Source organism: Bradyrhizobium sp. GW821-FHT12B03, from assembly GCF_058807535.1.
In genome coordinates, this window is record NZ_JBXAQU010000017.1 from 107,729 (window position 1) to 128,258 (window position 20,530).

Annotated in this window: 25 protein-coding genes; 12 read left to right on the forward strand and 13 right to left on the reverse strand. The window is 60.1% G+C overall.

Annotated elements, in window-relative coordinates:
- Nucleotides 1-76 precede the first annotated feature (76 nt).
- Complete coding sequence (locus AC1RUR_RS27870) at nt 77-1,213, reverse strand: polysaccharide biosynthesis/export family protein (RefSeq protein ID WP_492849973.1); 1,137 nt, start codon at nt 1,211-1,213, stop codon at nt 77-79.
- 238 nt (nt 1,214-1,451) lie between these two features.
- Nucleotides 1,452-2,987, reverse strand: coding sequence for an undecaprenyl-phosphate glucose phosphotransferase (locus tag AC1RUR_RS27875; RefSeq protein WP_492849975.1), 1,536 nt, complete (start codon nt 2,985-2,987; stop codon nt 1,452-1,454).
- A gap of 74 nt (nt 2,988-3,061) precedes the next feature.
- Here AC1RUR_RS27875 and AC1RUR_RS27880 point away from each other — a divergent pair, with 74 nt between their 5' ends.
- The 3 genes from AC1RUR_RS27880 to AC1RUR_RS27890 all read left to right on the forward strand — a co-directional run bounded on the left by AC1RUR_RS27880 (nt 3,062) and on the right by AC1RUR_RS27890 (nt 5,636).
- Nucleotides 3,062-3,769, forward strand: a complete 708-nt coding sequence (locus AC1RUR_RS27880) for a hypothetical protein (RefSeq protein WP_492849977.1) — start codon at nt 3,062-3,064, stop codon at nt 3,767-3,769.
- A gap of 78 nt (nt 3,770-3,847) precedes the next feature.
- Nucleotides 3,848-4,162, forward strand: a complete 315-nt coding sequence (locus AC1RUR_RS27885) for a hypothetical protein (protein ID WP_492849979.1) — start codon at nt 3,848-3,850, stop codon at nt 4,160-4,162.
- A 160-nt stretch (nt 4,163-4,322) separates the two neighbouring features.
- Nucleotides 4,323-5,636, forward strand: coding sequence for an O-antigen ligase family protein (locus AC1RUR_RS27890; protein WP_492849981.1), 1,314 nt, complete (start codon nt 4,323-4,325; stop codon nt 5,634-5,636).
- A gap of 6 nt (nt 5,637-5,642) precedes the next feature.
- Here AC1RUR_RS27890 and AC1RUR_RS27895 read toward each other — a convergent pair whose 3' ends face one another.
- Nucleotides 5,643-6,350, reverse strand: a complete 708-nt coding sequence (locus AC1RUR_RS27895; protein WP_492849983.1) for a transglutaminase-like cysteine peptidase — start codon at nt 6,348-6,350, stop codon at nt 5,643-5,645.
- 81 nt (nt 6,351-6,431) lie between these two features.
- On the opposite strand from AC1RUR_RS27895, the gene AC1RUR_RS27900 reads away from it, so the two are divergent.
- From AC1RUR_RS27900 to AC1RUR_RS27910, 3 genes are all read left to right on the forward strand, one after another.
- Nucleotides 6,432-7,172, forward strand: coding sequence for a metallophosphoesterase family protein (locus AC1RUR_RS27900; protein ID WP_492849985.1), 741 nt, complete (start codon nt 6,432-6,434; stop codon nt 7,170-7,172).
- 17 nt (nt 7,173-7,189) lie between these two features.
- Nucleotides 7,190-7,849 carry a hypothetical protein gene (locus tag AC1RUR_RS27905; RefSeq protein WP_492849987.1) on the forward strand — a complete coding sequence of 220 codons (660 nt, stop codon included), beginning with the start codon at nt 7,190-7,192 and terminating at the stop codon, nt 7,847-7,849.
- Nucleotides 7,850-7,932: 83 nt separating this feature from the next.
- Nucleotides 7,933-8,262, forward strand: a complete 330-nt coding sequence (locus AC1RUR_RS27910) for a hypothetical protein (RefSeq protein ID WP_492849989.1) — start codon at nt 7,933-7,935, stop codon at nt 8,260-8,262.
- A 74-nt stretch (nt 8,263-8,336) separates the two neighbouring features.
- On the opposite strand, the gene AC1RUR_RS27915 is transcribed toward AC1RUR_RS27910, so the two are convergent.
- The 5 genes from AC1RUR_RS27915 to AC1RUR_RS27935 all read right to left on the reverse strand — a co-directional run bounded on the left by AC1RUR_RS27915 (nt 8,337) and on the right by AC1RUR_RS27935 (nt 10,569).
- Entirely contained in the window at nt 8,337-8,756 is a 420-nt protein-coding gene (locus AC1RUR_RS27915) for a hypothetical protein (protein ID WP_492849991.1), read from the reverse strand.
- Nucleotides 8,757-8,807: 51 nt separating this feature from the next.
- Nucleotides 8,808-9,092, reverse strand: a complete 285-nt coding sequence (locus AC1RUR_RS27920) for a hypothetical protein (RefSeq protein ID WP_492849993.1) — start codon at nt 9,090-9,092, stop codon at nt 8,808-8,810.
- 327 nt (nt 9,093-9,419) lie between these two features.
- On the reverse strand, nt 9,420-9,578 hold the full coding sequence (locus AC1RUR_RS27925; RefSeq protein ID WP_492849995.1) for a hypothetical protein: 159 nt from the start codon (nt 9,576-9,578) through the stop codon (nt 9,420-9,422).
- A gap of 158 nt (nt 9,579-9,736) precedes the next feature.
- Nucleotides 9,737-9,892, reverse strand: a complete 156-nt coding sequence (locus AC1RUR_RS27930) for a hypothetical protein (RefSeq protein ID WP_492849997.1) — start codon at nt 9,890-9,892, stop codon at nt 9,737-9,739.
- Between the two features lie 263 nt (nt 9,893-10,155).
- The gene (locus tag AC1RUR_RS27935; RefSeq protein WP_492849999.1) at nt 10,156-10,569 is read right to left on the reverse strand and encodes a hypothetical protein; all 414 of its coding nucleotides are present in this window, start codon (nt 10,567-10,569) and stop codon (nt 10,156-10,158) included.
- A gap of 401 nt (nt 10,570-10,970) precedes the next feature.
- On the opposite strand from AC1RUR_RS27935, the gene AC1RUR_RS27940 reads away from it, so the two are divergent.
- From AC1RUR_RS27940 to AC1RUR_RS27965, 6 genes are all read left to right on the forward strand, one after another.
- Nucleotides 10,971-11,144: a hypothetical protein gene (locus AC1RUR_RS27940; RefSeq protein WP_492850001.1), complete on the forward strand. Its 174-nt coding sequence runs from the start codon at nt 10,971-10,973 to the stop codon at nt 11,142-11,144.
- Nucleotides 11,145-11,245: 101 nt separating this feature from the next.
- Nucleotides 11,246-11,404 (forward strand): hypothetical protein, encoded by a 159-nt coding sequence (locus AC1RUR_RS27945; protein ID WP_492850003.1) that lies wholly within the window; start codon nt 11,246-11,248, stop codon nt 11,402-11,404.
- 176 nt (nt 11,405-11,580) lie between these two features.
- Nucleotides 11,581-12,114 carry an EAL domain-containing protein gene (locus AC1RUR_RS27950; RefSeq protein ID WP_492850005.1) on the forward strand — a complete coding sequence of 178 codons (534 nt, stop codon included), beginning with the start codon at nt 11,581-11,583 and terminating at the stop codon, nt 12,112-12,114.
- Nucleotides 12,115-12,267: 153 nt separating this feature from the next.
- The gene (locus AC1RUR_RS27955) at nt 12,268-12,825 is read left to right on the forward strand and encodes a transglutaminase-like cysteine peptidase (protein ID WP_492850007.1); all 558 of its coding nucleotides are present in this window, start codon (nt 12,268-12,270) and stop codon (nt 12,823-12,825) included.
- 61 nt (nt 12,826-12,886) lie between these two features.
- A complete protein-coding gene (locus AC1RUR_RS27960; RefSeq protein ID WP_492850009.1) occupies nt 12,887-13,432 on the forward strand; it encodes a D-glycero-alpha-D-manno-heptose-1,7-bisphosphate 7-phosphatase in 546 nt (181 codons plus the stop codon).
- Between the two features lie 1,057 nt (nt 13,433-14,489).
- A complete protein-coding gene (locus tag AC1RUR_RS27965; protein ID WP_492850106.1) occupies nt 14,490-14,855 on the forward strand; it encodes a VanZ family protein in 366 nt (121 codons plus the stop codon).
- Nucleotides 14,856-15,819: 964 nt separating this feature from the next.
- Here AC1RUR_RS27965 and AC1RUR_RS27970 read toward each other — a convergent pair.
- The 5 genes from AC1RUR_RS27970 to AC1RUR_RS27990 form a co-directional block, all read right to left on the reverse strand.
- Nucleotides 15,820-16,104 (reverse strand): hypothetical protein, encoded by a 285-nt coding sequence (locus tag AC1RUR_RS27970; protein ID WP_492850011.1) that lies wholly within the window; start codon nt 16,102-16,104, stop codon nt 15,820-15,822.
- Nucleotides 16,105-16,212: 108 nt separating this feature from the next.
- Nucleotides 16,213-16,659: a hypothetical protein gene (locus AC1RUR_RS27975; RefSeq protein WP_492850108.1), complete on the reverse strand. Its 447-nt coding sequence runs from the start codon at nt 16,657-16,659 to the stop codon at nt 16,213-16,215.
- A 153-nt stretch (nt 16,660-16,812) separates the two neighbouring features.
- Nucleotides 16,813-18,540: a methyl-accepting chemotaxis protein gene (locus AC1RUR_RS27980; RefSeq protein ID WP_492850013.1), complete on the reverse strand. Its 1,728-nt coding sequence runs from the start codon at nt 18,538-18,540 to the stop codon at nt 16,813-16,815.
- A gap of 5 nt (nt 18,541-18,545) precedes the next feature.
- Nucleotides 18,546-19,637: a protein-glutamate methylesterase/protein-glutamine glutaminase gene (locus AC1RUR_RS27985; RefSeq protein ID WP_492850015.1), complete on the reverse strand. Its 1,092-nt coding sequence runs from the start codon at nt 19,635-19,637 to the stop codon at nt 18,546-18,548.
- Nucleotides 19,638-19,653: 16 nt separating this feature from the next.
- Nucleotides 19,654-20,508 (reverse strand): CheR family methyltransferase, encoded by an 855-nt coding sequence (locus AC1RUR_RS27990; protein WP_492850017.1) that lies wholly within the window; start codon nt 20,506-20,508, stop codon nt 19,654-19,656.
- Nucleotides 20,509-20,530 lie beyond the last annotated feature (22 nt).

The following is a 20,530-nucleotide window of genomic DNA, read 5'->3' on the forward strand; positions in this document are numbered from 1 at the left end:
GAGACCACCATTGTGGTACAAAGCAGGATTATGGAGACAAGACCCGACCAGCGGCGAAGGGTTCTTGCTAAACCCGTCACTGCCGGGAGTTGATTCTCAATATCTGCACGTTGTTCGCCGCGACAGTCGTATCGTTGGCGGTCGCGATGACCAGGCGCACATATTGGAGCCACTTTGCCGAATCCACCGTCGCCGCGTTCGCAGCGAACAGGACGTCCTTGTCGCGCATCTCGAACTTGGTCGCCAGGAAGAAGCCGGCTGGATCTCTGAGGTCGACATTGTAGATCACCGGCACCAGCGGCCCGACGTATTTCGAGCAGTCAACACCCAGTCGCTCGGCCAGCTCACGTGGCTCGCGCCGATAGACGTAAACGCCTGTCGGCTCAGCCTGCGCGTCGAGCAGTCCCCCTGCCTTGCCAAGGGCCTGCGCCATGTTGATCTTCCACATATCGAACGTGAATTGCCCCTGTTGCCCTTGGGCACCAAATGCCAAGAAGACCTGCGGCTCACGATAGACGTAGACCGTATCGTTGGGGTGGACCCAAACGTTGTTCGCAGGCTGATAGACCAGCGCACCAAACGGCACGGTGGCACGCTTGCCGTTGCGCTCGAGCGTGACCCACGTTTCGTAGCCCTGCCCCTTAATGCCGCCGGCTCGCGAGATCACGTCCAGGACATGCTCACCCGCCGCATTGGCCTGCAAGCGTTGCGGCGTATTGACCTCGCCGAGCACACTGATCAACGACGTGTTCTGCGTGATCAGGGCAACCACGACCTGTGGCTCAATGGCGCGGTTACCAATGGCACGGACGATATCCTGCTGGATTTCGCCCGGTGTGCGGCCCGCAGCCTTCACGGCTCCCGCATAGGGAACGGTGATATTGCCGGCCGAATCGACGTTCTGGTTCGGAAGCTGAACGAAATTGCCCGGACGCACGCCCGCTTCAGCGGGAATGAAGAGACCGCCGGCAGCAGCCTCGAAAATCGTAACGGAAACAACGTCACCAATGCCAAATTTGATCGACGCAGGCGGACGATTATCCGGGAAGGATCCTGCAATCGCGCCAGGACCGTACTCTTTGAGGATATCAACGGCAGTCGCGGTAAGCTTCACCAACCCATAGTCGGGCCCGGCCTTCGTGACCTCGCTCTTGATAACGTGATCTTCCGGGCCAGAGCTCGGCATGAGCGAGCACCCCGCCGTGCTCAGCATGGCAACAATCGCCAGTGCCCCTCGGAAAACGCCCCTGTTCAAAACCAATCCCCAATCACAATTTACGCAGGTCAGGATTGGTTGAAATACCCAATTGAGTCAACGCGATTTGGATGACAGCCCGTAAGTAAGCGGGAGTTGTTGCGCTGCAGTTACAGGTGGCCAAATTCGAACAAGAATTGAGCAGATTCCTGCCCAAGGAAGCTCGCGCAAGCTTCTTTCGAGGCCACTGATTCAACTAATACGCGTTGCGGGACCGCACCAATTCCAGACACGTCAGGACCAAAATCTTAAAGTCCAGCGCCAAACTCCAATTATTGATGTACCAGAGGTCGCAGTCGACCCGCCCCTTCATCTGCTCCACCCGCGCGGTCTCGCCACGGAATCCCCTGACTTGCGCCCAGCCTGTAATGCCCGGTTTGACATGGTGCCGGAACGCATAGGCGGAAAGCAGATCGCCATAGTGGTCGTCATGCGCAAGCGCATGCGGGCGGGGCCCAACAAGCGACATGTCGCCAAAGAGCACGTTCAGTAGTTGAGGAACCTCGTCGATGCTCGACTGCCGCAGGATCCGCCCGACCCTCGTCACACGCGGATCGGACCGCCTCGCCTGGACGACGGTCGCCCCATCCTCCATCACGGTCATCGTCCGGAACTTGAAAATGGGGAATTGCTTGGCGTTGAAACCCTTGCGCCGCTGACGGAAGAACACCGGCCCAGGTGAATCCAGCTTGATCGCGATTGCGCTCAGCAGCATCAAGGGCGTGAGGACAATGAGGCCGAGCGCAGCCCCGGCCACGTCGACAAGGCGCTTGGAAAGCTGTTCGGCGCGTGACAGCGGACCACGCTGAATTTCAATCGACAAGGATTTGCGAAGACGGAACGAGGGATTTTCGGCAAGCGAGCGGATTCGTCGATCGGGAAGCAGTTGCACCGGAAGCGGCGAAATCCTCAGTTGGTCGCGAACCAGCTCCAGCTTGCGCGTATCGTTCCACGGGAAAGCGAGCACGATCTCGTTCGCGCCCCGCTCACGCGCAATCGCCAGCGCCCGATCAAGAGAAGACGATTCATCTTCAGTCATCGCGAACCGGGTGTTGTCATTGCTGGAGAAAACGACGCGCTCGATCTCCGTGAGACCGAACCGCTCAAGCAGTTCATCGACCCCGAGGGTCGCAAGCTCATTGCGAGTTCCGAGAACGATCGCACGCCGGCCCTGGACTTGGCCCTCAGCAACTGCGGTCGCAACGAACCGCTTGGAAATGCGCCGGGACAGCAAGAGCAGAGACAGGGCCAACAGCCCAAAGCAGATGATCGAGCCGCGGGAGAAGGACGCACCAGCTTTCAGTAAAAAGGCGAGCAGGGTGAGAAGCAGGCTCACCAGCGCCCATTGCGCGAAAATCCGTCCGACATCCTTCCTCTTGGAGAAGGCGGTCCGCAGGTCATAGAAGCCGCTGGACTGGCCAATCAGCACATACAGCAATGCCGCCGTCATGCCCGCACCGAGCAACTGGTCGGCATTCTTGAAGTCGCCCATGACGAACATCTGATAGAGCCCGCCGCCAATCAGGCTCGCTGAGACGATCAGGCACGCATCGATGAATGCGAGCGCATTCTGGAGCGCAAAATAGGGAAGCTTCAGCTTGTGGCCGGCACGGCTGCTCTGGGCAGGGATATTGGTTGGGTACAGGCTACCGGCCCCCTCAGACGCTGTTTCTGCGAGGCGCTTTGCAAATCGCTCGCGTTGCTCTAGTTCAGTCGAACTCTGAGGGGTCAAGGTCGCCTCCCGATACAGCCGGGTAAGTCTATTTTTACTCTAAAGATCATAAACTTTGTTGCAATGCAATAAAATTGCGCGACGCAGCACATCAAAACTTTATGATAAACAACTGCCAACAAAGTAAGCATGCCGTCAAGCTGGTCCTTGTGAACAGACATCAACGCCGCCCCTCACCAATGGCGCAAGTGCGTTTTAGCGTCTTATGTGCCCTGGCTTTCGTGGTGCTGTGCAGCGTGTCCGGCGCTCGCGCGCAGCGGTTGCAGAATTGCGTGCCCGGCGCCGGCGCGGGCCAAATCGAAAGCTGCGACGAGGAGGCTTCAAGACTTGCCAACGCGCGATCCCAAACGACAATGCTTGGCGATGGATGGCGATTGGCTAAGACACGGGATTCGAGCAGTAACGCCGAAGTCGTCTCGATCATGCACGTTGCGGACATCTCGAAATCGGACATCAACCTCGCCGGATTGAGCTTACGCTGCGGTCAGGACGGGCTCCAGGCCGTCCTGATCCTGCTCGAACCGCTTTCTCGCGCCAGTCACCCAACTGTGGTGGTGAAGAGCGACACGAAAAGGTCCGAATTTGAGGCGGCCGTCATTCAGGGCGGAGAGGCCTTGCTGTTGCCGGGGCTCGCATCCACGCTGGCCAACGGCGCTTGGCAAATGGCGTCCGAATTGTCGATCGAGATTGCGGCTCGGCCCAATCCAATCCAGGGCATCGTGCCGATCCGAGGGCTGGCCGCAGCGCTCCGCTCCCTGCCGCCGAACTGCTTAACCAAATAGCGAAGCCGCGTCGTCGAAACCTCTCATTTCACAGTTTCTTAGGGAACCCGGTGAAATGGTGGCGACCGGAGATTTCGCATGATTCCGGCCGCCATTTTCTTGTTTCTCGTGGGCGCAGTCCTAGCGTGGGCATTCCGCGTCTGGATCCTGGTGCCATTGTCGCTATTGACGATCCCGTTCGTGATTGTGTTCGACCTCATCTCCGGCGCCACCTTCCTCGAAGCCTGCGGGTACGGTCTGCTGGTCGGCATGACGCCGCAGTTCGGCTATGCGTTCGGCTTGCTGGCACGATCGGCGCTGTTGGGCCTGCGGGCACCTCTGCTGCCGAAATCGTCTCGCGATGCTGCAGTCGGGGTGCTCTACAAGAAGAACGAGATGAGGCGGCCTCACTGAGGTCGCGCCTTCCCCATCGTGCCGCCTGAGAGCTACCGGTCCGCAAGCAGTGATCGCTGCAAAGTTTGGCGTTGCGCCTCCCATATGCGATAGTGGGTGGCAATTGCGTCAGATGTGACCCGTCATATCTCGGTCACGTCACCACCCGAAGCTTTGAAACTTGCTGATCGCCTTCCGACTTCTCACCATACTTCTAGCCGCCATTCCTGCACTTGCGATCGCGAACGACACGCTCGCGCAGCATGGCGTCATCCTGGCTGCGGCGGTTCTCGCAACGCTGACCGCGGCAGCCGTGCCGCAAGGCGACTTGTCGATCGTTTCGCCGCTGCTACGGCGCGTATCGATCGCGATCATCTTTCCCGTGGCCTGGATGGCGCTGCAAATCGTGCCGCTACCGTTCGCCACGCTCGCGAACCCGATCTGGTCGACCGCGACAACCGCCATGGGCGAAGTTTCGAAATGGGGGCATATCAGTACAGATCCCGGGGCTACGCTGCGAAGTCTCGTCTCCTATCTAGCGCTGCTGGCGCTGATGATCTCCACGGCTTTGGTCGCAAGGGATCGCAAGCGGGCCGAGACGACTTTCTTCGTCGTGACCATCGTGGTGACGATTGTGTCCGCCGAAGTTCTGATCGGCCAGACCAAGCCTTTCGCCGCGATGATCCCCCCCGCGGATAGTGCAGCTTCAAGCATGTTTGTCGCCATGGGTTCGCTGGCAACACTCTGCAACAGCGCGGTTACCATCATGACCATCGAACGGCATTTGAGCCGGAGGGATTCAACCGAAGACTCGTCTTTCTCACCACTGCTGCGCCGACTGAGCGTGGTCTTGCTCGGCGTCGCCATTTCGACAGCAGCAACGGCGATCCTTGCCCCAGGCTTCGCGGTTGCCGCCCTGATCCTCGGGCTGGCGGCGCTACTATTCGTTGCAATCCTTCGTCGCCTCGGCTTTCAGTCGTGGCTCTCGACGATCCTGTTTCTCATCGTTGCTGGGATTGCCGTTGCGATCATCTTTCCGCATCTGCGGGGAAATTCGGCCGGCGGCATCGCCGGCTTCGCGACCTCTTCGACTACCGAGGCGCTCGCGCTTGCGACCCGAATCCTGGCTGATACGCCTTGGCTCGGAAACGGCGTCGGAACGTTCCGCGCACTGACATCAGTGTATGGCGATTTCGGCAGCGCGCCGCAGGGAGTGCCGACGACTGCGCTGTCGATCGCGGTCGAGTGGGGATGGCCAGCCTTCGGAATTCTGGCGGTGCTGGCCCTCCACCTCTTCGTTTTTCTCTTTGGCGGCGCCATACGACGAGGGCGAGATTCCGTCTTCGCGTCGGCGGCTGCGGCGAGCGTCCTGATCGTGGCTGCCGAAACCTTTTGTGATGCGAGCTTGCTTAGCCCCGAGGTTCAGGTCATCGCTACGGTCATCGTTGGGCTCGGCCTCTCGCAGAGCGTGGGCCGAACCAGCAGGCTGAAGTAGATCGCCTTACACGCCGCGGCCCGCAATCGTCGCCCAGAGCCTGTGATGGGTCGGCGTCTGGATCCGTACCCACCGGTAAGGTGCGCGCGACCACGGCCTGATCTGCGGCGTCAGATTGTCGAGCACCAGATCGCCGCCATTGGTCCGGACGACCAGCACCAGATGATGTTCGCCCGAACTGACGATGACTTCGCTCAGCAGAAGCGCACGCGCCGGCCAGCCTCGGCTGAGAAGTTCATGACGCTTGCTGACGGCATAGTCGTTGCAGTCGCCGCGATCCGGATTGATCAGCCATTTCTCTGCGGCGAGCCCGAGATCATTCCGTTCCGGAACGATCTCGCGATTGACGCTTTGATTGATCTGCTTCAACTCGGCCCAACGCTCTTCCGTCAGCTTCACCGGTCCACCACGGAACATCGGACGCTTGCGGCACTCGTCCTCGTATCGGACGCAGAACTGCAGGAAGGCAAAAGGCGGCATCGTCGGCGTTTCGAACTTGATACGCTGGATTGCAGCCTGCAGCCCCATCGGCATACCCAACAATCCGGCGTGAGCCCCTTGGATTCCCATCGACATCGCCACGATGGCCGTGGCAACCAGAGCAGAAAACTTGCGCATGTGTCGCATCCCCGTATTTCCCTTGCCGGGGAAGCTAGATGTAAAGGCTTGAAATTCCGGGTCTATTTGACCATCAATTAGGATCAAATGCGCCACATCGCCTACCGAAGTCGTTTACTATGTGGGTAGGGTCGAACTATCCGAATCACGCTGCTGCACGGGTCGCCAGAGCTCCAGATGTTCAAATGGTCACGCGCGAAGACGCAAAGGCGGAAGCCGAGACTGCCGGAGGGGATTCGCATCTACGCCATCAGCGACATTCACGGATGCGCCGATCTGCTTCAGCAAATGTTCACCGTGATCGACAAGGATTTGACGACCATCGGCTCCAGACGCCCAATCCACGTCTTTCTCGGTGACTATATCGATCGCGGCCCGGACTCCTGCCGGACCATCGAAATGCTGATCGAGCGGGGGCTCAGGCACGAGTCGGTGTTCCTCAAGGGCAATCATGAGGCCTTCCTGGCGGACGTACTCAAGGATCCGGCACAGCTCGATCAGTGGAAGCAATACGGCGGCCTCCAGACCCTCACGTCCTACGGTCTGAGACCCTCACTCAATCCCGACGCAGCCGAGCAGACCGAACTGGTCAAGGAGCTCGCGACGAAAATTCCTTCCCAGCAGCAGCGCTTCTTCGAGAGCCTGCGGCTGCGGTTCGTCTGCGGGGATTTCTTCTTCGTTCACGCCGGCATCAAACCCGGCGTACCGCTCGCGCAACAGCAAGAACAGGACCTGCTCTGGATCCGTGAGGAATTTCTCCAGAGTGAGCGGCATTTCGGCAAATATATCGTTCATGGACACACGCCGGTGCAAGAGCCGGACATACGTCCCAACCGGGTCAACATCGACACCGGCGCCTATGCAACAGGCAATTTGACCTTGCTGACCATCCAGGGCGATAGTCTCCTAGCCATTTGACGGGGTCCCGTTTACCGATGAATCCCATTCGCTTCCGCATCGTTCTGACTGCCCTTGGGCTCGCGCTGTGCTGCTATGACCTCGCATCCATGGCCGCAGAGTTGAGCGCAATACCAAGGCCACAGTTTCCCTCTGATTCGGGAAGAATCGCCGCGCCTGCCGACGAGCCTCCAGGATGGCTCGAAACGATTGCGCCCTTCAGGTCCGACCTCGAAGGCAATCACGCCCTGATCGCCGCGCTGCAGACGATCCAGCGCGGGAAAGCCGCCAGCGGCGCCACCGCCGATAATGCGCGTGCACGTTTGCGCGTCAGGCAGGCGCTTTCCGTGGCTCCCTACGACGCAGACCTATGGCTCGCCCTCGCCCTGCTCGAGAGTCAACACGACCCCAGCGGCCCCGCCATGCTCGACGCACTGAAGATGACGTACTTTACGGCGCCCAACGACGCACGGCTGATGCCGGTGCGACTTGATACCGCAACGCTTTTCGATGCCTTGATCGACCCAGACCTTGCGGAGCTGGCGCGGGGAGACGTGCGGCTGATGCTGACGCGGCGGACCGACTTGAAAGCGGGGGTCGTTCAGGCCTACCGGCGGGCGTCAAAGCAGGGCAAGGGATTCCTCGATCAAGCGGTCAAGGCAATTGATCCATCCTTCATCGCCACCTTGCACGGCTAAGCCGATCGGGTCGGGCCTGCGCGCTTCGCTTGCCCGTTTACGCGGGACCGTCTAAGGTTATCGCCAACTGGGGAAATACAGCCATGCGATCTGTTCTTGGACTTCTCGCGCTCGCGTCGAGCCTGACCGTCTCCGCCGCACCTTCCTTTGCCGCCGACTATGCCGTCCGGCCGGTTGCGGTACGCCACGCATCGAGCATCTCGTACATTGATCGCGGCCCGAATCCCTATTGTGGCCCGCGCTGCGGCTGCCCGATTGTAGTTCATGTCAGGCACCGCTCGCTTGAGCGCGCCTACTCCTATGCGTTTGATCCACGGACTAAGGATGAGGACCCGCACTACTATTACGGGCGCGTCCGAACCTACGCCCGTTTTGCAAATCCGGCGTTTCCCGAGCGAGTTCTTCAATACTGAAGCTTGAGGCGCCTTCGCCCGAGGTGAGCGCGACTGACTGATCTCTGTTGCGTCCGGCTTGTGTTACGTGGCGGCTAGTTAGTACTGGCCGGCGGCCTGAACTCCGGAAACCGGCTCAGCATAGCCGCCTTCAGGAATTTGAAATGCGCGATCGAGGAGCCCAGTTCTTTGAGCCGGCGCTGGCCATTCAGAATCTCCTTGTCGAACAGATCCTGGTGATGATTGTCCAGGTCCTCGCGCTCGAGATATTCGTCATCGCCGTTGCCGAACGTCACGGCGGCCCGCGCCAGCACATCCTCGACCCGGCGGTTCAGGCCTGATTGCTCGCGCTCGGCGGCACGCAGGGCATCCTCGATCGCGGTCATGATGGCCTCAATGCGGGCCTGATCGGTTTCGGCGTCGCGCTCGGGCGAACGGGCACGGAACTCCTGCTCAGCCCGACTGTGGCCTCTCAGGAAGTTATGGGTACGGGCCCGCAAGAAAAGCTGAAACATGCGTGCATTTTCCGGTTGGAGGCGCCAGACCAGAAAATGGGTCCGGGATGGTTAATAAAGGCTAAAGCCGACGGGCTGCTCGCCACGGTTTTGCGCCATCCATGCCTTCCAGGCTCCTTCGTGCTTGGCGTACAGCTCTTGCCAACGCTGCTCGACCGCAACGGGCCGCAAGGCGCTCTCGTCGCGTACGATCTGGCAATCGGCCAGATCAACGACCGGCTGACTGTCCAGCCGTTCGAACTCGAAGGTTTCTTCAAGCGTCAGCCCAATCAATACGCGCCGTCCGCCTGCATCAACGAAATATCGCCGCGGAGCGTTATTCCTGAGATCAGTCATGGCGCGTTGCCCCTCTCGAAAATCCACGGACCGCTTAACTTATGGAGGCAGCGGCCATAGGCCCAGACGAACAGCGGCACACCCACAACCAATACAACCAGAGCAAAGAGCCAGATCATCAACTCTATTCCCAACTCAACAGTGCACGGTGGCAATCATTGGCCTGAAAATCCGTGCGCAACCTAGCTACCGTCATCCCGGCAGACAACGGCAGCTGCGATTTAACCTAACCGGACATGGTTACCCTGGTCATCGCGGAATTATTCCACCATCCGCTGAGACCATACTGCGACTGAACCAGCCCGATCTCCTTCCGATTGTATACTCTCAGAATGCTCGCCGCGCAGCCGGCCGAGACGCAGAGGGCCCATAGGGTGCATAGAGCTGGCGCATCTGTTTGCGCTTGCGCGATCGCCGCGCGCGCGCGGCGTAGCCAACGCCGAAGCCGGCGAAGAAGATCAAGATCACGATCAGGACTGGCGTCATTGGGAAATCTTTTCATTTTGCGGAACGCTTCCTTCTCCCAGACGCAACATTCTCATCGTGCAGTTGTGTCGACATGATGATGAGTGCTGCTGATTTCGCTATCAGGCGCGAGAAATCTTGGGCAGCAATCTGCTTGCGGATCGGTCACCCGCTTGCAGCTAGCTGAGGAACCACAGGATCAATCTCACCAACAACAGCGTGATGAAATAGACCCAGCCGGCCATTGCGATCAGCGCCACGCTGAAGAACGCGCCTTCGAATGCCCGTTCTTTGATCTTGGTGAGAGGCAACGTCGCCCAAGCTTTTTGAAGCATCTGCGTATTCGCGTTTGTTTGCGAGATCATAGGCGGACGATTTCGACGATCTCATGACGCGTCACCGCAAGATGAGACGCAGAAGTTTATCGAGAGACAATTCACCGAGGCAATGTTGCATGCACGCATCATGTTTCGATCAATTCTGAACCAGCGTTGACACGACAGTCACGATTTCGTCGAACGACGAATCGACTCGTGTCGACTGGCATGAATTTGCAAGGCTTCGGTGCGACGGAAAAATAAATTGTCGCGCAATCAAGCTAGCGCGGAGCTATCGGCACGAAATCTGCAGTTTGTCCGTCGACGCCGGAACGGCCGCGAAACAAGAATAAACCCTTGTCTGTCGAGACGATGTCTCCAGGCTGCAGCGTATCGTCGCTCAGCACTCGCTGGGTGGCGATCTTCTCCGGCGGATCCGCCGCAAACGTGCGCAGCGGGGCATTGAGCTGCCAATCTCGCCGCGCCTGCGCGGCGCGCTTGCGCGCATCGTCAATCCTGCGCTTCCAATCCTCGCGGGGAATCAGACTGTCCGGAGAAAGAGCCATCTCGTTCGCCGGCTCCTCGACTGCCGACGCCTCGTCGCCGGCATGACCCAGCCCCGGCCATGCCTGGGCCGCGGCGACCAGCACGATGGCTGCAGCGAAATGTGCTTTCATGCGGGTCATCACGATCATCCGGACATGCTGCGTCCAGCATAGTTCGTCATGCGGGCCTTGTCTGCCGGTCGCGGGCCAGAACCGGCTCCGACGCACCGGGGCATGCACTATCGCAAGACATGCGGCTTGGGCTTCTTAGCGAGGACACGGCCCGTGCGCCAAACCCACCCCGTTCGGCGAGCAGTGCCTCGTCCGATCGAACTTCCGTGGTACTACGGAGCGCTCCGCATCGATTTCATCGCGGTAAGGTTGAGCAGTTAGCTTAATCCGCGTTGTTTGTTGCGAAGTCTCACCGATCGCATATCCATCTCCGCACCGGGCTTCCCCAAGGCCCGGCCCCACCCAAGCAAAGCCGTCGAGCGACATGGGTCCGCTTGGCGGCTTTGTCGTTGTGTCGATGCGAGAGGATTATTTCGGTTATGGCGCGGAAGCCCTGGTCGTTCAAGGAAGACCGCCGGCTCATGGAGCTGGCCAAGTCTTCAACGTCATTGGAAGAGGCGGCGAAACAGCTCGGGCGGTCGCCCGACGCGATCAAGCGCATGGCCTTGCGTCTTGGCCTGGCGCTCAAGTCGAAGTCCGGCAAGAAGGGTTAACGGCCTAGCCGCGCACACCGCCGCCTGATCTCCGCGGCGGAACCGACGGCCGCCTCGGGCGTTGCTCTAGAAGAACTTGCTGAAATGGCGGAGATTCCGTCGTGGCACGCTATTTCATTCTTGGAATATCGATCTGGCTCGGCCTTAACGTTGCGTTCGTCGCGTTGCGCCTTTGGGTCACCCGCCCCGTCGGCCGTCGAGCCTATGCAGGCAGTTATCGACTGAACGAAATCCGGGCACGGCAGCATCTGCATCGCTGACCATAGCCGCATTATCGAGGCAATCGCCCCACCGGCTCATGCATCGTGTGGAAGGCCGGAGGCCAGCTTAAACCCTATCTTAGCCCTTCGGGTCACCCTCTCTCTCCTATTCCTCCGCGGGCCGGGTGAAGGCAGCACGGCTGAGACTGTCATTGGCGGCACTCGTGCTTACGAGCATGGTGATCTTCGTCGAAACGCTCCGCAGCACGGTCGCCGCGGCGCGGGTTTCCGCGTGGCAGATCGTGGTCGAGGTGACCGAGCGCGACGAACTCAATGATCTCGCGCGTGCCTCAACCGTCGTGAGCGAGCTGCGCGACTATGGATTCCGCGTTGGCATCGACGACGTCGGCGTCGGCCACAGCGGGCTGTCGCGGCTGAAGGGACTCGGCGCCAACACCATCAAGATCGACAAGTTCTTCGTCGACACCATCACGGTGGACGCCTCAACAACGACGATCGTGGAGATGCTGGTGACGCTCGCCAGGGACTTCCAGATGACGGTGGTCGTCGAAGGCATCGAGTCCGAGGAGCAAGTCCGCGCGCTGACTTCGTGCGGCGTCGAAGAAGGCCAAGGTTATATTGTCGCGCCACCTCTACCTTTCACAAAATTTAGTGATCTTCTTGAAGCTCACACCGTGCTGAGCAATTCATCAGTCGCCGCGTCCAAATATGCGTTGCCTGCGCAAGATCGTCAGCCTCCACCTCTTTGAGAGTATCGGGCACTCGCGCGCCTGCTTCCAATCCAGACAGAAGCCGCAATTTTGCACACGGCAATCGACCATGCACACAATCCACCGCCAAACTTCCGCTCGATAGCTGTCGCATCATCCTCCCGATAGCTGAACCCGGCGAGGATCGTGGTCATGAGGCGCGTCAAGTGGATTCTCGCCATCGCAATGCTGATTTCCGCTGAACCAACCTTTGCAATCTCGCAAGATGATCGCGTTTTGCCCCCCATGGCGTTCACGCTCTTTTGCGCACGCTATCCGGCGGAATGCAGCCAGAAAGCAGGAACTCAGCAGGCGGTGGACAGGTTCGACTTCGCAGTGCTTTGGCATGAGCTAAACGTGGTCAACACCGCGGTGAACAGCAGTATCGCACCAAGCAGTCCGACAGATACGATCGACCTCAATTGGAAGATCTTTCCCCCAGAGGGCAACTGCGCAGACTACGCCGTGACCAAACGCCACTTGTTGCTCAACGCTGGCTGGGCTTCATCCGCGCTATTGCTCGCGGAGGTCGTCATCCGCAAGACTGGCGAGCACCATCTTGTACTCATCGTAAAGAAAAATGGGGACTACCTGGTTCTTGACAATCGTCGGCCCGCGATCGTCAAGCTCCTACAGGCACTTAGGGACTACAGCATCGTTCGAACCCAAAGTGATGAAACGTCAAGGCTGTGGACGCGCGGCCCGATATAGCTGTGATTTCGGCCTGGAGATTTTCTAATTGAGATTCGGCATAGCTTGTCGGAGAAGCCATTTGTCCAGCAATCAATCAGAGCAATCGGTGATGCGGCCTGCAGTTTTTTTCGATCGCGACGGTGTTCTCAACGAAGACGACGGTTACGTGTTTGAGCCAAACAAGATTCGCTGGATCAATGGTGCTCGGGAAGCTGTCCAAGCCGTCAACCAATCCGGCTATTTTGCCTTCGTGGTCACAAACCAATCAGGTGTTGCACGGGGATTCTACAGGGAGCATCAAGTTCAGGCGCTTCATGAGTGGATGGCGCAGCAATTTGCAGAGGTCGGCGCGCACATAGATGAGTTTGCTTACTGCCCCCATCACCCTGAGGGCACCATCGCCGAGTATCGGCAAACATGCATTTGCCGAAAGCCGCAGCCGGGCATGATCAACGAACTTGCAAAGCGACATTCCGTTGACATCCACCGAAGCATCTTGGTCGGCGATAAGCAGAGCGACCTCGAAGCTGCGGCCGCGGCCGGCGTTACGGGTCACATGTTTCAGGGACCGGACCTAAGATCGTTTATCGTTCCGCTGTTGGCGCAACTCCGAGGGATACCCTGATCAATCTCGCGTTCGAGGATGAGCGCGTCTTCTTGAAGCAGGAACCTTGATCTCGCCGTCGAATTGACTGATGCAAGAAATGTCCGAGGTTGAATGTCTCGCAACAAAAGCACGCGATGGACCGAGGACCAGGAGTCGTTGCTGCTCAAGCTGGACGCGGAGGGTTATCCGCCGCAACTTATCGCGGCGAAACTGGAGCGCTCCGAGCGGTCCGTCGTGATACGCCTCGCACAGCTCAAGAAGGCTCGACAGCATCCGCGGCACTAACTGGCACACAAAATATTATTTGCGTCGCATGTTAGCACTGACTTTTGTCTCCGGGATTCTTGCCATCGGATTTGCCGCGGGTTACGGTCTTCTCGAGGTAACCTCGCAAAGGCGCCACCGGCGCCGCTTTGGGCAGTCGCTGCTGTGAGAGGCCGGATATAAAGCATGCTTTCGGCAAGTTGCGGACTCAATAGGTCACGATCGCCAGATGTGGCGGCTGCAATCCGCGCTTTCTGATTCCGTTCCGGAAATCAGTAAGCAAGTTCATGTGATCGCCCGTCATCGGGATTCCGCAGTTCTGCCTTATCCATGTTGAGCAAGACCGGTAAACGAGACAAAATCCCGTCTACCCGTCAGGTCTTACTCAATGCTTGGTGCCCTTCTCTTGACTTTGATCGTGATGGCGTCGTTCGCAGCAGGCTACGGCACGCGAGCCGCCGTTTCACGGAGACACCGTGAAAGATATGCCAAGTGGGAACCCTACATTCGATCTTCACGGCCGTCCCAGCCTCCGCAGTTTCTGATGCGGCCGGAAAATCGAAACGTCGCATCGATCAAGCGGTTTGCGTCAGGCAACCGTCGCAGCGGCTGATGCTGCATATTTGATCATGCCGCCTGCAAAAATCTGAGCGTCAGGCTCGTAAAACGAGCAGCAACGCAATCCTAGACGCCGCCGTTTCCAACGTTGTTCGACTATCGCGAACAGCGTTGCCCTCCGCGGGACAGCCCCTTTAACGATACTGGAAGGTTTCAAGCGCCCGACGCGCGCATTGACGGTATAGGTGCCGACATGCGCCGCAACCATCTCATAACCGCAACGGGCATTTGTCTCCTGCTGATTGCTTATGCCACTTTGGCAAAGCTGGCAGGCAGGCCGGCGCTAATGGGACATGCAGAGGGGTATTGGGTCGTCGTCATAGAGCGCTTCAGTGCCTACGCTCTGTTGGGCTTCCTCTTAGCCTTCCTATTGCCGGGGCGTATCGCTGCAGCCTGTCTGCTCGTTCTAACGGTCGCAATCTTTCTTGAATTTTTTCAAGCTCTTATACCTGATCGCGACCCACGAATTTTCGATGTATTGCAAAAGGCCGCGGGTGGGGTCGTAGGTGTCCTCATCGCCCAGACAATATTAGCGTTCCTGCCCAGGCCGCCGTCGTAGTCTTGCGCCTGACAATAGGCTGGCCTGAGAACAAAAAATTTCAGTTTGGCGGTGAGCAGCCTCCCGTTCATATTATCTACTCTCGGTGGCGGGGACCGGTGATGAATGGATATGGCGTACTCTTGGCTGGAACCCTGTTGATCGGCACATCCCTGTCTGCCGAGGCCCAAGGCAGTTACGGAACCAGCACACGAAGTGGATATAGCAGCAGCGCCTCCGGCTCGCCCAACGCTCCCAAAGCGTCTTCAACATCCTCCCCATATGCAGTTCCGGCCGCGAGGAATCTGGGAACCGGGCAAGGTCGAACCGAAGGTGCCATGGGGCTCTCGCCGCAACTGCAAAAAGAAATGGGAATTTCGCGCCAACAATAGCTTCCTGATATCTACACCCGTCATATTTCCAATAAGAATTCAAAAGCGAGCGGCGACCGGAACGCGACCCGAATCAGTCAGTTGAGGTCACGCCAGACTGGCGGCTTGAAGGGCGTCCCAGATGCGCATTCGCTTTGCCTTGGTCTCGATCGCAATACTTTCGTCAGTGGGGGCCTCAGCTCAAGACAAACCTCGTCAAGCCAAGCCTCCGTCCCCTGACAATGGTCCGTGCACCTATACGATTGCAGGACAGCAGTATGAAGTTCCTGTCGGCACCAAGGTTTGCTTTCGTTCGCCCGCCCCTTATGGGGACCAATATTCGCTGCAGCAGTGTTTTCCGCCACTGGATGAAATTGCTCAGGTCAAGCGTGGCGACCCGCGTTGCGAACGATATGAAGACCGCCAATGATTGCCGACAACAACGGCGCTTTGAAGCTAGCTGAACAGGCCTAGGACGAGATCGAGAAGGACGCGGGCTGCGGCTGCGGAGAAAAGCTGCATGCCTAGCGGAATGCAGCCTGATTCGGGACAATCATCGCGGGAATCTCGGCTTCCCGCTCAGAGCCCCCTGATCGGGGACTGGAAGCGGCGGCTCAGGCCATCCCGCGCCTGCCATGGACTTCGCTCGGCGTCAGAAGTTCCGCCATCTGCCGGTGCGTGGCCTGGAGCGCCTCGATGGCGCTGTCGAGATCAAAATCCGACTCGCGGACCGACGCAAAAAATTTGGCTGTCAGTGCCAGGTCCAGCTTGACCCGGGTAGCGCCGTCGCGGCTTTTCTTGCGGTCAAGCGACAGATGAATGGCGCGTAACCTCGCCTCGCTGCTGCTGCAGTCACAGAGCGTACCAAGTTCGTCATATGTCATCCAGATCTGAGGCATGTTCTTCCCACCACAATTGTTCGCCCGCAGATTAGGTTTTCATGTCTAAAAGCTTTGTTGTGCGATGCCCCCGCGGCTTGCCTTCGCTGCAACAGCGTCAATGCAAGACTAAGACGAAGGAAGCCTGGGCGAGGCAAACGGATGGCGCGGCCGGGAACGGCTGTCGAGGCCCTTGGGCAATTTTTCGGCATTGAGCTTCACGATCGCGCATCCTGCGTCGGCGGCCGGCGCATCTTCCTGGCTGTAGATCAGCGTCGCCTCGAATTTGACGTCGGGCGCTTGCTTGGCCGTGCCCGAGCAGGTCGCGACCAGGCCATTGCACACCCCCGCAAGATCGACCTCGACCTCGTCCGGGCCGAACACGCTCGGCGGACCATCGGCGTACCGGTTCACGGTCAAGACGGCCGAGAATTGGCTCTCATCGACACGATAAGAGCCGCCATAGGTGAAGAAGCTGTCGCGGCCCGCGATCCGGCCCTCAGTCAGATCCACGACGCCGGTACCCTGGCCGCGCGGGGTCCTGAACCAGGCCGCGTATTTGCCGTCTCTCAACATGCGAAATTTCTCGACATGAAAATTGACAGGTATTTGCAACCAAGTCTGGGGCGCGACAATGACCAAACCGCCAGCGCTTTCGGCAAGGTTAACACCCTGAAAACCCGATCCATCGAATTGCTGCCGGCGCACGCGGCAACGCCGGCACCGACGTCAAAACAATTCTATGCCGTCATCCGCGGTCTCGACCGCCTCGACGCGCCGCGTGGCGGCGAGCGACGCAAGCCCGAGCGTTTGCAGGAACTCACGGTGGACGTCCCGCTCGCGCTCCATCGTGTAGCGCGCGAAGAGATCGTCGAGCACGGCCTCGTCCTGCGCAATTGGTTGCGGCCGCCGGGCGCCCGCACTCGCAGTCTCGAGGCGTGCGGCCACCGCAGGCAAGGTCGCGGAGCTTTCGCCGAGCCTGTTCATCAGACCTTGCGCCGAATTCATCAGGCCTTCGAATTCCGCGCCTTCGTCGACGAGCCGGCTCATCAGCTTGTCGAGCCGTTCGTTGCCGGCCTCCACCTCGCGGAGCGCCCGTAGAATCTGCGGCTCGAGGTTGGCAAGCTGCGTGGGATCGCCCTGCACGCGAAGCTCCTTCAGCGCCTTGGCCGAGCGCTCGATGCCGTCGAGCACGGGCCGGAGGCGCGCCGCCCCCGCCGAAACCTGGTCCGCCGTCGCCTTGAGCTCGTTGGCGATCACGACGAAGGCGCTGCCGCGGCTGCCGAGATGGCTTGCCTTGAGACCGGCATTCATCCCGATCAGCGTGATGTCGACGGTCGCATCGGCGAGCCCGGCGATCGCCTGGCGAAATTTCGCCAGCGTGTCCTCGACAATGGCCAGCGCCTCGTCGACCGAACGGCCGGCGCCCTCGCACGTGGCGATCAGGGTCGAGGCATGCGCCAGTATCTGCTTGATGCGCGACAGGAACGACGATGAGCCGCCATCCTCACCGCCGAACAGTGTGCGGCCGTGGCCGACGACGCTGCCTGCATCATGCAGGATGGCCGTCAGCGCGCGCACGATCTGGCCGATGTCGCCGCCGAATTCGCGCTGGGCGTCCCTGAGCTGAGCCGCCTGCAAAAGGCAGATGGCGCGTGCGCCGTCATCGCTCGTGAGCGGTTCGGGAACGAGGCCTGGGGAAGGCCCCGACGCAAGACCGAGACCGTGACAGACATGCTCGAGACGCTGGCGCGTGCTGTCGCCGGCCTGCAGGGAGATGATCGCACTGCCGACCGCCTCGGCGATCTTTCTGGTGCTGGTGCTGGCGAGGTCGGCGACATGGCTGCTTTTGCTGCGCTGGTCGCGCAATCCGCCATAGGCCTCGCCGAGTTCGGCGCTCTCTGAGACCAGCTGATTCCGGTAACGGCTCTCGAACTCCTTCTGCCGGCCCGAGGCGTTGGCGACGGCTTCCGACAGACGCTGCTGGTCCCTCGCGCAGCCCTCGATCGAGCGCTGCACGGCCCTGCCGAGATCGTAGGCTTCCTGCGTGAAGGCGAGAAAGCCCTCACGGTCGCCGTCGAGCGAAGCCGCCTCGATCCGCGCGCTGCGCGCGATGATGGTGATCATTCCGATGTGCTTGAACAGCGGCTTGAGCAGCGAGGACGCCTCCGCCGTGCTGTTGCCGATGGTCGCGAGCAGCGCGCTCTCGGCCGGCAGCGCCTGCGCCAGCTCGCTGAGCCGCGCAGCGATCTCCTGCAGCGCGGTCGCAGCGCCCTCGATCTCGGCGCCGGAGAGCTCCTCGGAGAGCGTCGCGAGGCCCCGGTTCAGCTCCTTGAAGATGATGTGCCCGCGGCCGAGCTCCTGACCGACGCGCGCGAAGACGTCCTCGATGCGCGACGAGACGTCCTCGATCGCCGCGATCGATTCAGTGCGCGTGTTGGCCGGAATGGCGGACATTGCAATCAACCTGCCACCGCGACGTGTCCGGCCTGATACCAGAGCATGATCTCGCGCGGGATATGGTGCAGCGAGACGACCTTCTCGACACCGCCATGGGCGATGGCTTCCTTGGGCATGCCGAACACCACGCAGCTTTCTTCATCCTGCGCCCGCGTCGAGGCGCCGAGCTTGCGCATCTCCAGCATGCCGCGCGCACCGTCATCGCCCATGCCGGTCATGATGACGCCGAGCGCGTTGGCGCCGGCGTGCTGGGCCGCCGAACGGAACAACACGTCGACGGACGGGCGATGCCGCGACACCGGCGGACCGTCCTTGATCGCAATCTGGTAGCGCAGGCCGATGCGCTGGAGCAGCATGTGACGGGCGCCCGGGGCGATATAGGCGCAGCCCGGCAGCACCGGCTCGCCGTCCTCGGCCTCCTTGACCCGGATCTGGCAGATGCTGTCGAGCCGCCTGGCAAAGGCCGCGGTGAAACCGGCCGGCATGTGCTGGACGATGACGATCGGTGGACAGTGCGGCGGCAGCATCTCGAGGACGTCGTTGAGCGCTTCGGTGCCGCCCGTCGACGCGCCGATGCAGACGATGCGCTCCGTCGTCGGCCGGACCTTGCCCTGCACCGGCGGCGGGATGATGGCGTCCGCCGTCAGCTTCTTCTCGACCACCCGGCGCACGGCGCGCGGACGCACCCGCGCGCGCGCCGCCGACTTCACGGCCTCGCGCAGCCGCGTCGAGCATTCGAGCAGCGCCAGCCGGGTATCGATCTTCGGCTTGGGCACGATATCGACGGCGCCGGCCTCGAATGCCTCGAACATCACGTTCGAGCCTTCTTCGGTCAGCGAGGAGCAGATGATCACCGGGATCGGGCGTTGCGCCATGATCTTGCGCAGGAACGTCATGCCGTCCATGCGCGGCATTTCCAGGTCGAGGATCATGACGTCGGGAATCTCGTTCTGGAGGCGGCGCGCGGCTGCGAACGGATCCGACGCGGCCCCCATCACCTCGATGTCTGGATCATCGTTGAGGATCGTCTGCAGGATTTGGCGCACCGACGCCGAATCGTCCACGATCAGTACGCGAACTTTCTCCCTCGGCATTCTGGTTGCGCTCCGGCTAGACCTTGAAAATGGTTGGCTGAACTTGCTTCAAACCCGGCACGGCACTGTGAATCATCGATTCCGAATGTCCGACCAGCAGATAGCCGCCGGGCCGCAAATGGCTGCACAATTGCTCGATCACCTTGCGCTGCGTCTCGCGCTCGAAATAGATCAGGACGTTGCGGCAGAAGATGATGTCGACGTCGCGGTCGACGGGATAGGACGCATCCATGAGGTTCATCCGCATGAAATGCGTCATGCGCCGCAACTCCGGCACCACCCGCACCTCGCCGCGCGACTTGTCGCGCGACGACAGGAAATAGCGCTTCACGAAGTGCTCCGGCACGGGCGCCAGCACATCGCGGGTGTAGATCGCGGTCTTGGCGAGGCGCAGCACCGCGGTCGAAATGTCGGTTCCGAGAATGCGGTACTGGAAGCGTGATCCGCTCCGCGTCATGTCGTCGAGCACCATGGCGGTCGTGTAAGCCTCCATGCCGGTGGAGCTTGCCGAGCTCCAGATCTTGAGGTTCGCGCTCTTGCGCCCGTGCAGCTTGAGCAAGGCAGGGATCGCGACGTCGCGCATGAAGGTGAAGTGCTGCGGCTCGCGGAAAAAATCGGTCTTGTTGGTCGTCACCACATCGATGAGATGAGTGAGCTCGGCGTCGAAATGCTCTGCCCCGAACAGGTTGTCGACATATTCGTTGAGGTCGGAGAAGTTCAGCGCACGCACCCGCTTGTGCAGCCGCCCTTCCAGCATCAGGCGCTTGCCTTGCGGCAGCTTGATGCCGACCTGGCCCTCGATCAATTCGGCGATGGTCCGGAAGTGACGGTCCGACAGATGGACGGCCGTATCCTGAACGGCAGGCATCATCGCTGCATGCCCCGATCCGGGA

Excerpts from the sequence above, each read along its gene's own strand:
- AC1RUR_RS27940 (WP_492850001.1), top strand. The coding sequence starts at position 10,971 with ATGGCGCGGAAGCCCTGGTCGTTCAAGGAAGACCGCCGGCTCATGGAG.
- AC1RUR_RS27925 (WP_492849995.1), bottom strand. The coding sequence starts at position 9,578 with ATGACGCCAGTCCTGATCGTGATCTTGATCTTCTTCGCCGGCTTCGGC.
- AC1RUR_RS27930 (WP_492849997.1), bottom strand. The coding sequence starts at position 9,892 with ATGCTTCAAAAAGCTTGGGCGACGTTGCCTCTCACCAAGATCAAAGAA.
- AC1RUR_RS27905 (WP_492849987.1), top strand. The coding sequence starts at position 7,190 with ATGAATCCCATTCGCTTCCGCATCGTTCTGACTGCCCTTGGGCTCGCG.
- AC1RUR_RS27985 (WP_492850015.1), bottom strand. The coding sequence starts at position 19,637 with ATGCCGAGGGAGAAAGTTCGCGTACTGATCGTGGACGATTCGGCGTCG.
- AC1RUR_RS27900 (WP_492849985.1), top strand. The coding sequence starts at position 6,432 with ATGTTCAAATGGTCACGCGCGAAGACGCAAAGGCGGAAGCCGAGACTG.
- AC1RUR_RS27920 (WP_492849993.1), bottom strand. The coding sequence starts at position 9,092 with ATGACTGATCTCAGGAATAACGCTCCGCGGCGATATTTCGTTGATGCA.
- AC1RUR_RS27950 (WP_492850005.1), top strand. The coding sequence starts at position 11,581 with ATGGTGATCTTCGTCGAAACGCTCCGCAGCACGGTCGCCGCGGCGCGG.
- AC1RUR_RS27980 (WP_492850013.1), bottom strand. The coding sequence starts at position 18,540 with ATGTCCGCCATTCCGGCCAACACGCGCACTGAATCGATCGCGGCGATC.
- AC1RUR_RS27910 (WP_492849989.1), top strand. The coding sequence starts at position 7,933 with ATGCGATCTGTTCTTGGACTTCTCGCGCTCGCGTCGAGCCTGACCGTC.
- AC1RUR_RS27870 (WP_492849973.1), bottom strand. The coding sequence starts at position 1,213 with ATGCTGAGCACGGCGGGGTGCTCGCTCATGCCGAGCTCTGGCCCGGAA.
- AC1RUR_RS27885 (WP_492849979.1), top strand. The coding sequence starts at position 3,848 with ATGATTCCGGCCGCCATTTTCTTGTTTCTCGTGGGCGCAGTCCTAGCG.
- AC1RUR_RS27935 (WP_492849999.1), bottom strand. The coding sequence starts at position 10,569 with ATGATCGTGATGACCCGCATGAAAGCACATTTCGCTGCAGCCATCGTG.
- AC1RUR_RS27965 (WP_492850106.1), top strand. The coding sequence starts at position 14,490 with ATGCGCCGCAACCATCTCATAACCGCAACGGGCATTTGTCTCCTGCTG.
- AC1RUR_RS27975 (WP_492850108.1), bottom strand. The coding sequence starts at position 16,659 with ATGTTGAGAGACGGCAAATACGCGGCCTGGTTCAGGACCCCGCGCGGC.
- AC1RUR_RS27955 (WP_492850007.1), top strand. The coding sequence starts at position 12,268 with ATGAGGCGCGTCAAGTGGATTCTCGCCATCGCAATGCTGATTTCCGCT.
- AC1RUR_RS27915 (WP_492849991.1), bottom strand. The coding sequence starts at position 8,756 with ATGTTTCAGCTTTTCTTGCGGGCCCGTACCCATAACTTCCTGAGAGGC.
- AC1RUR_RS27970 (WP_492850011.1), bottom strand. The coding sequence starts at position 16,104 with ATGCCTCAGATCTGGATGACATATGACGAACTTGGTACGCTCTGTGAC.
- AC1RUR_RS27990 (WP_492850017.1), bottom strand. The coding sequence starts at position 20,508 with ATGATGCCTGCCGTTCAGGATACGGCCGTCCATCTGTCGGACCGTCAC.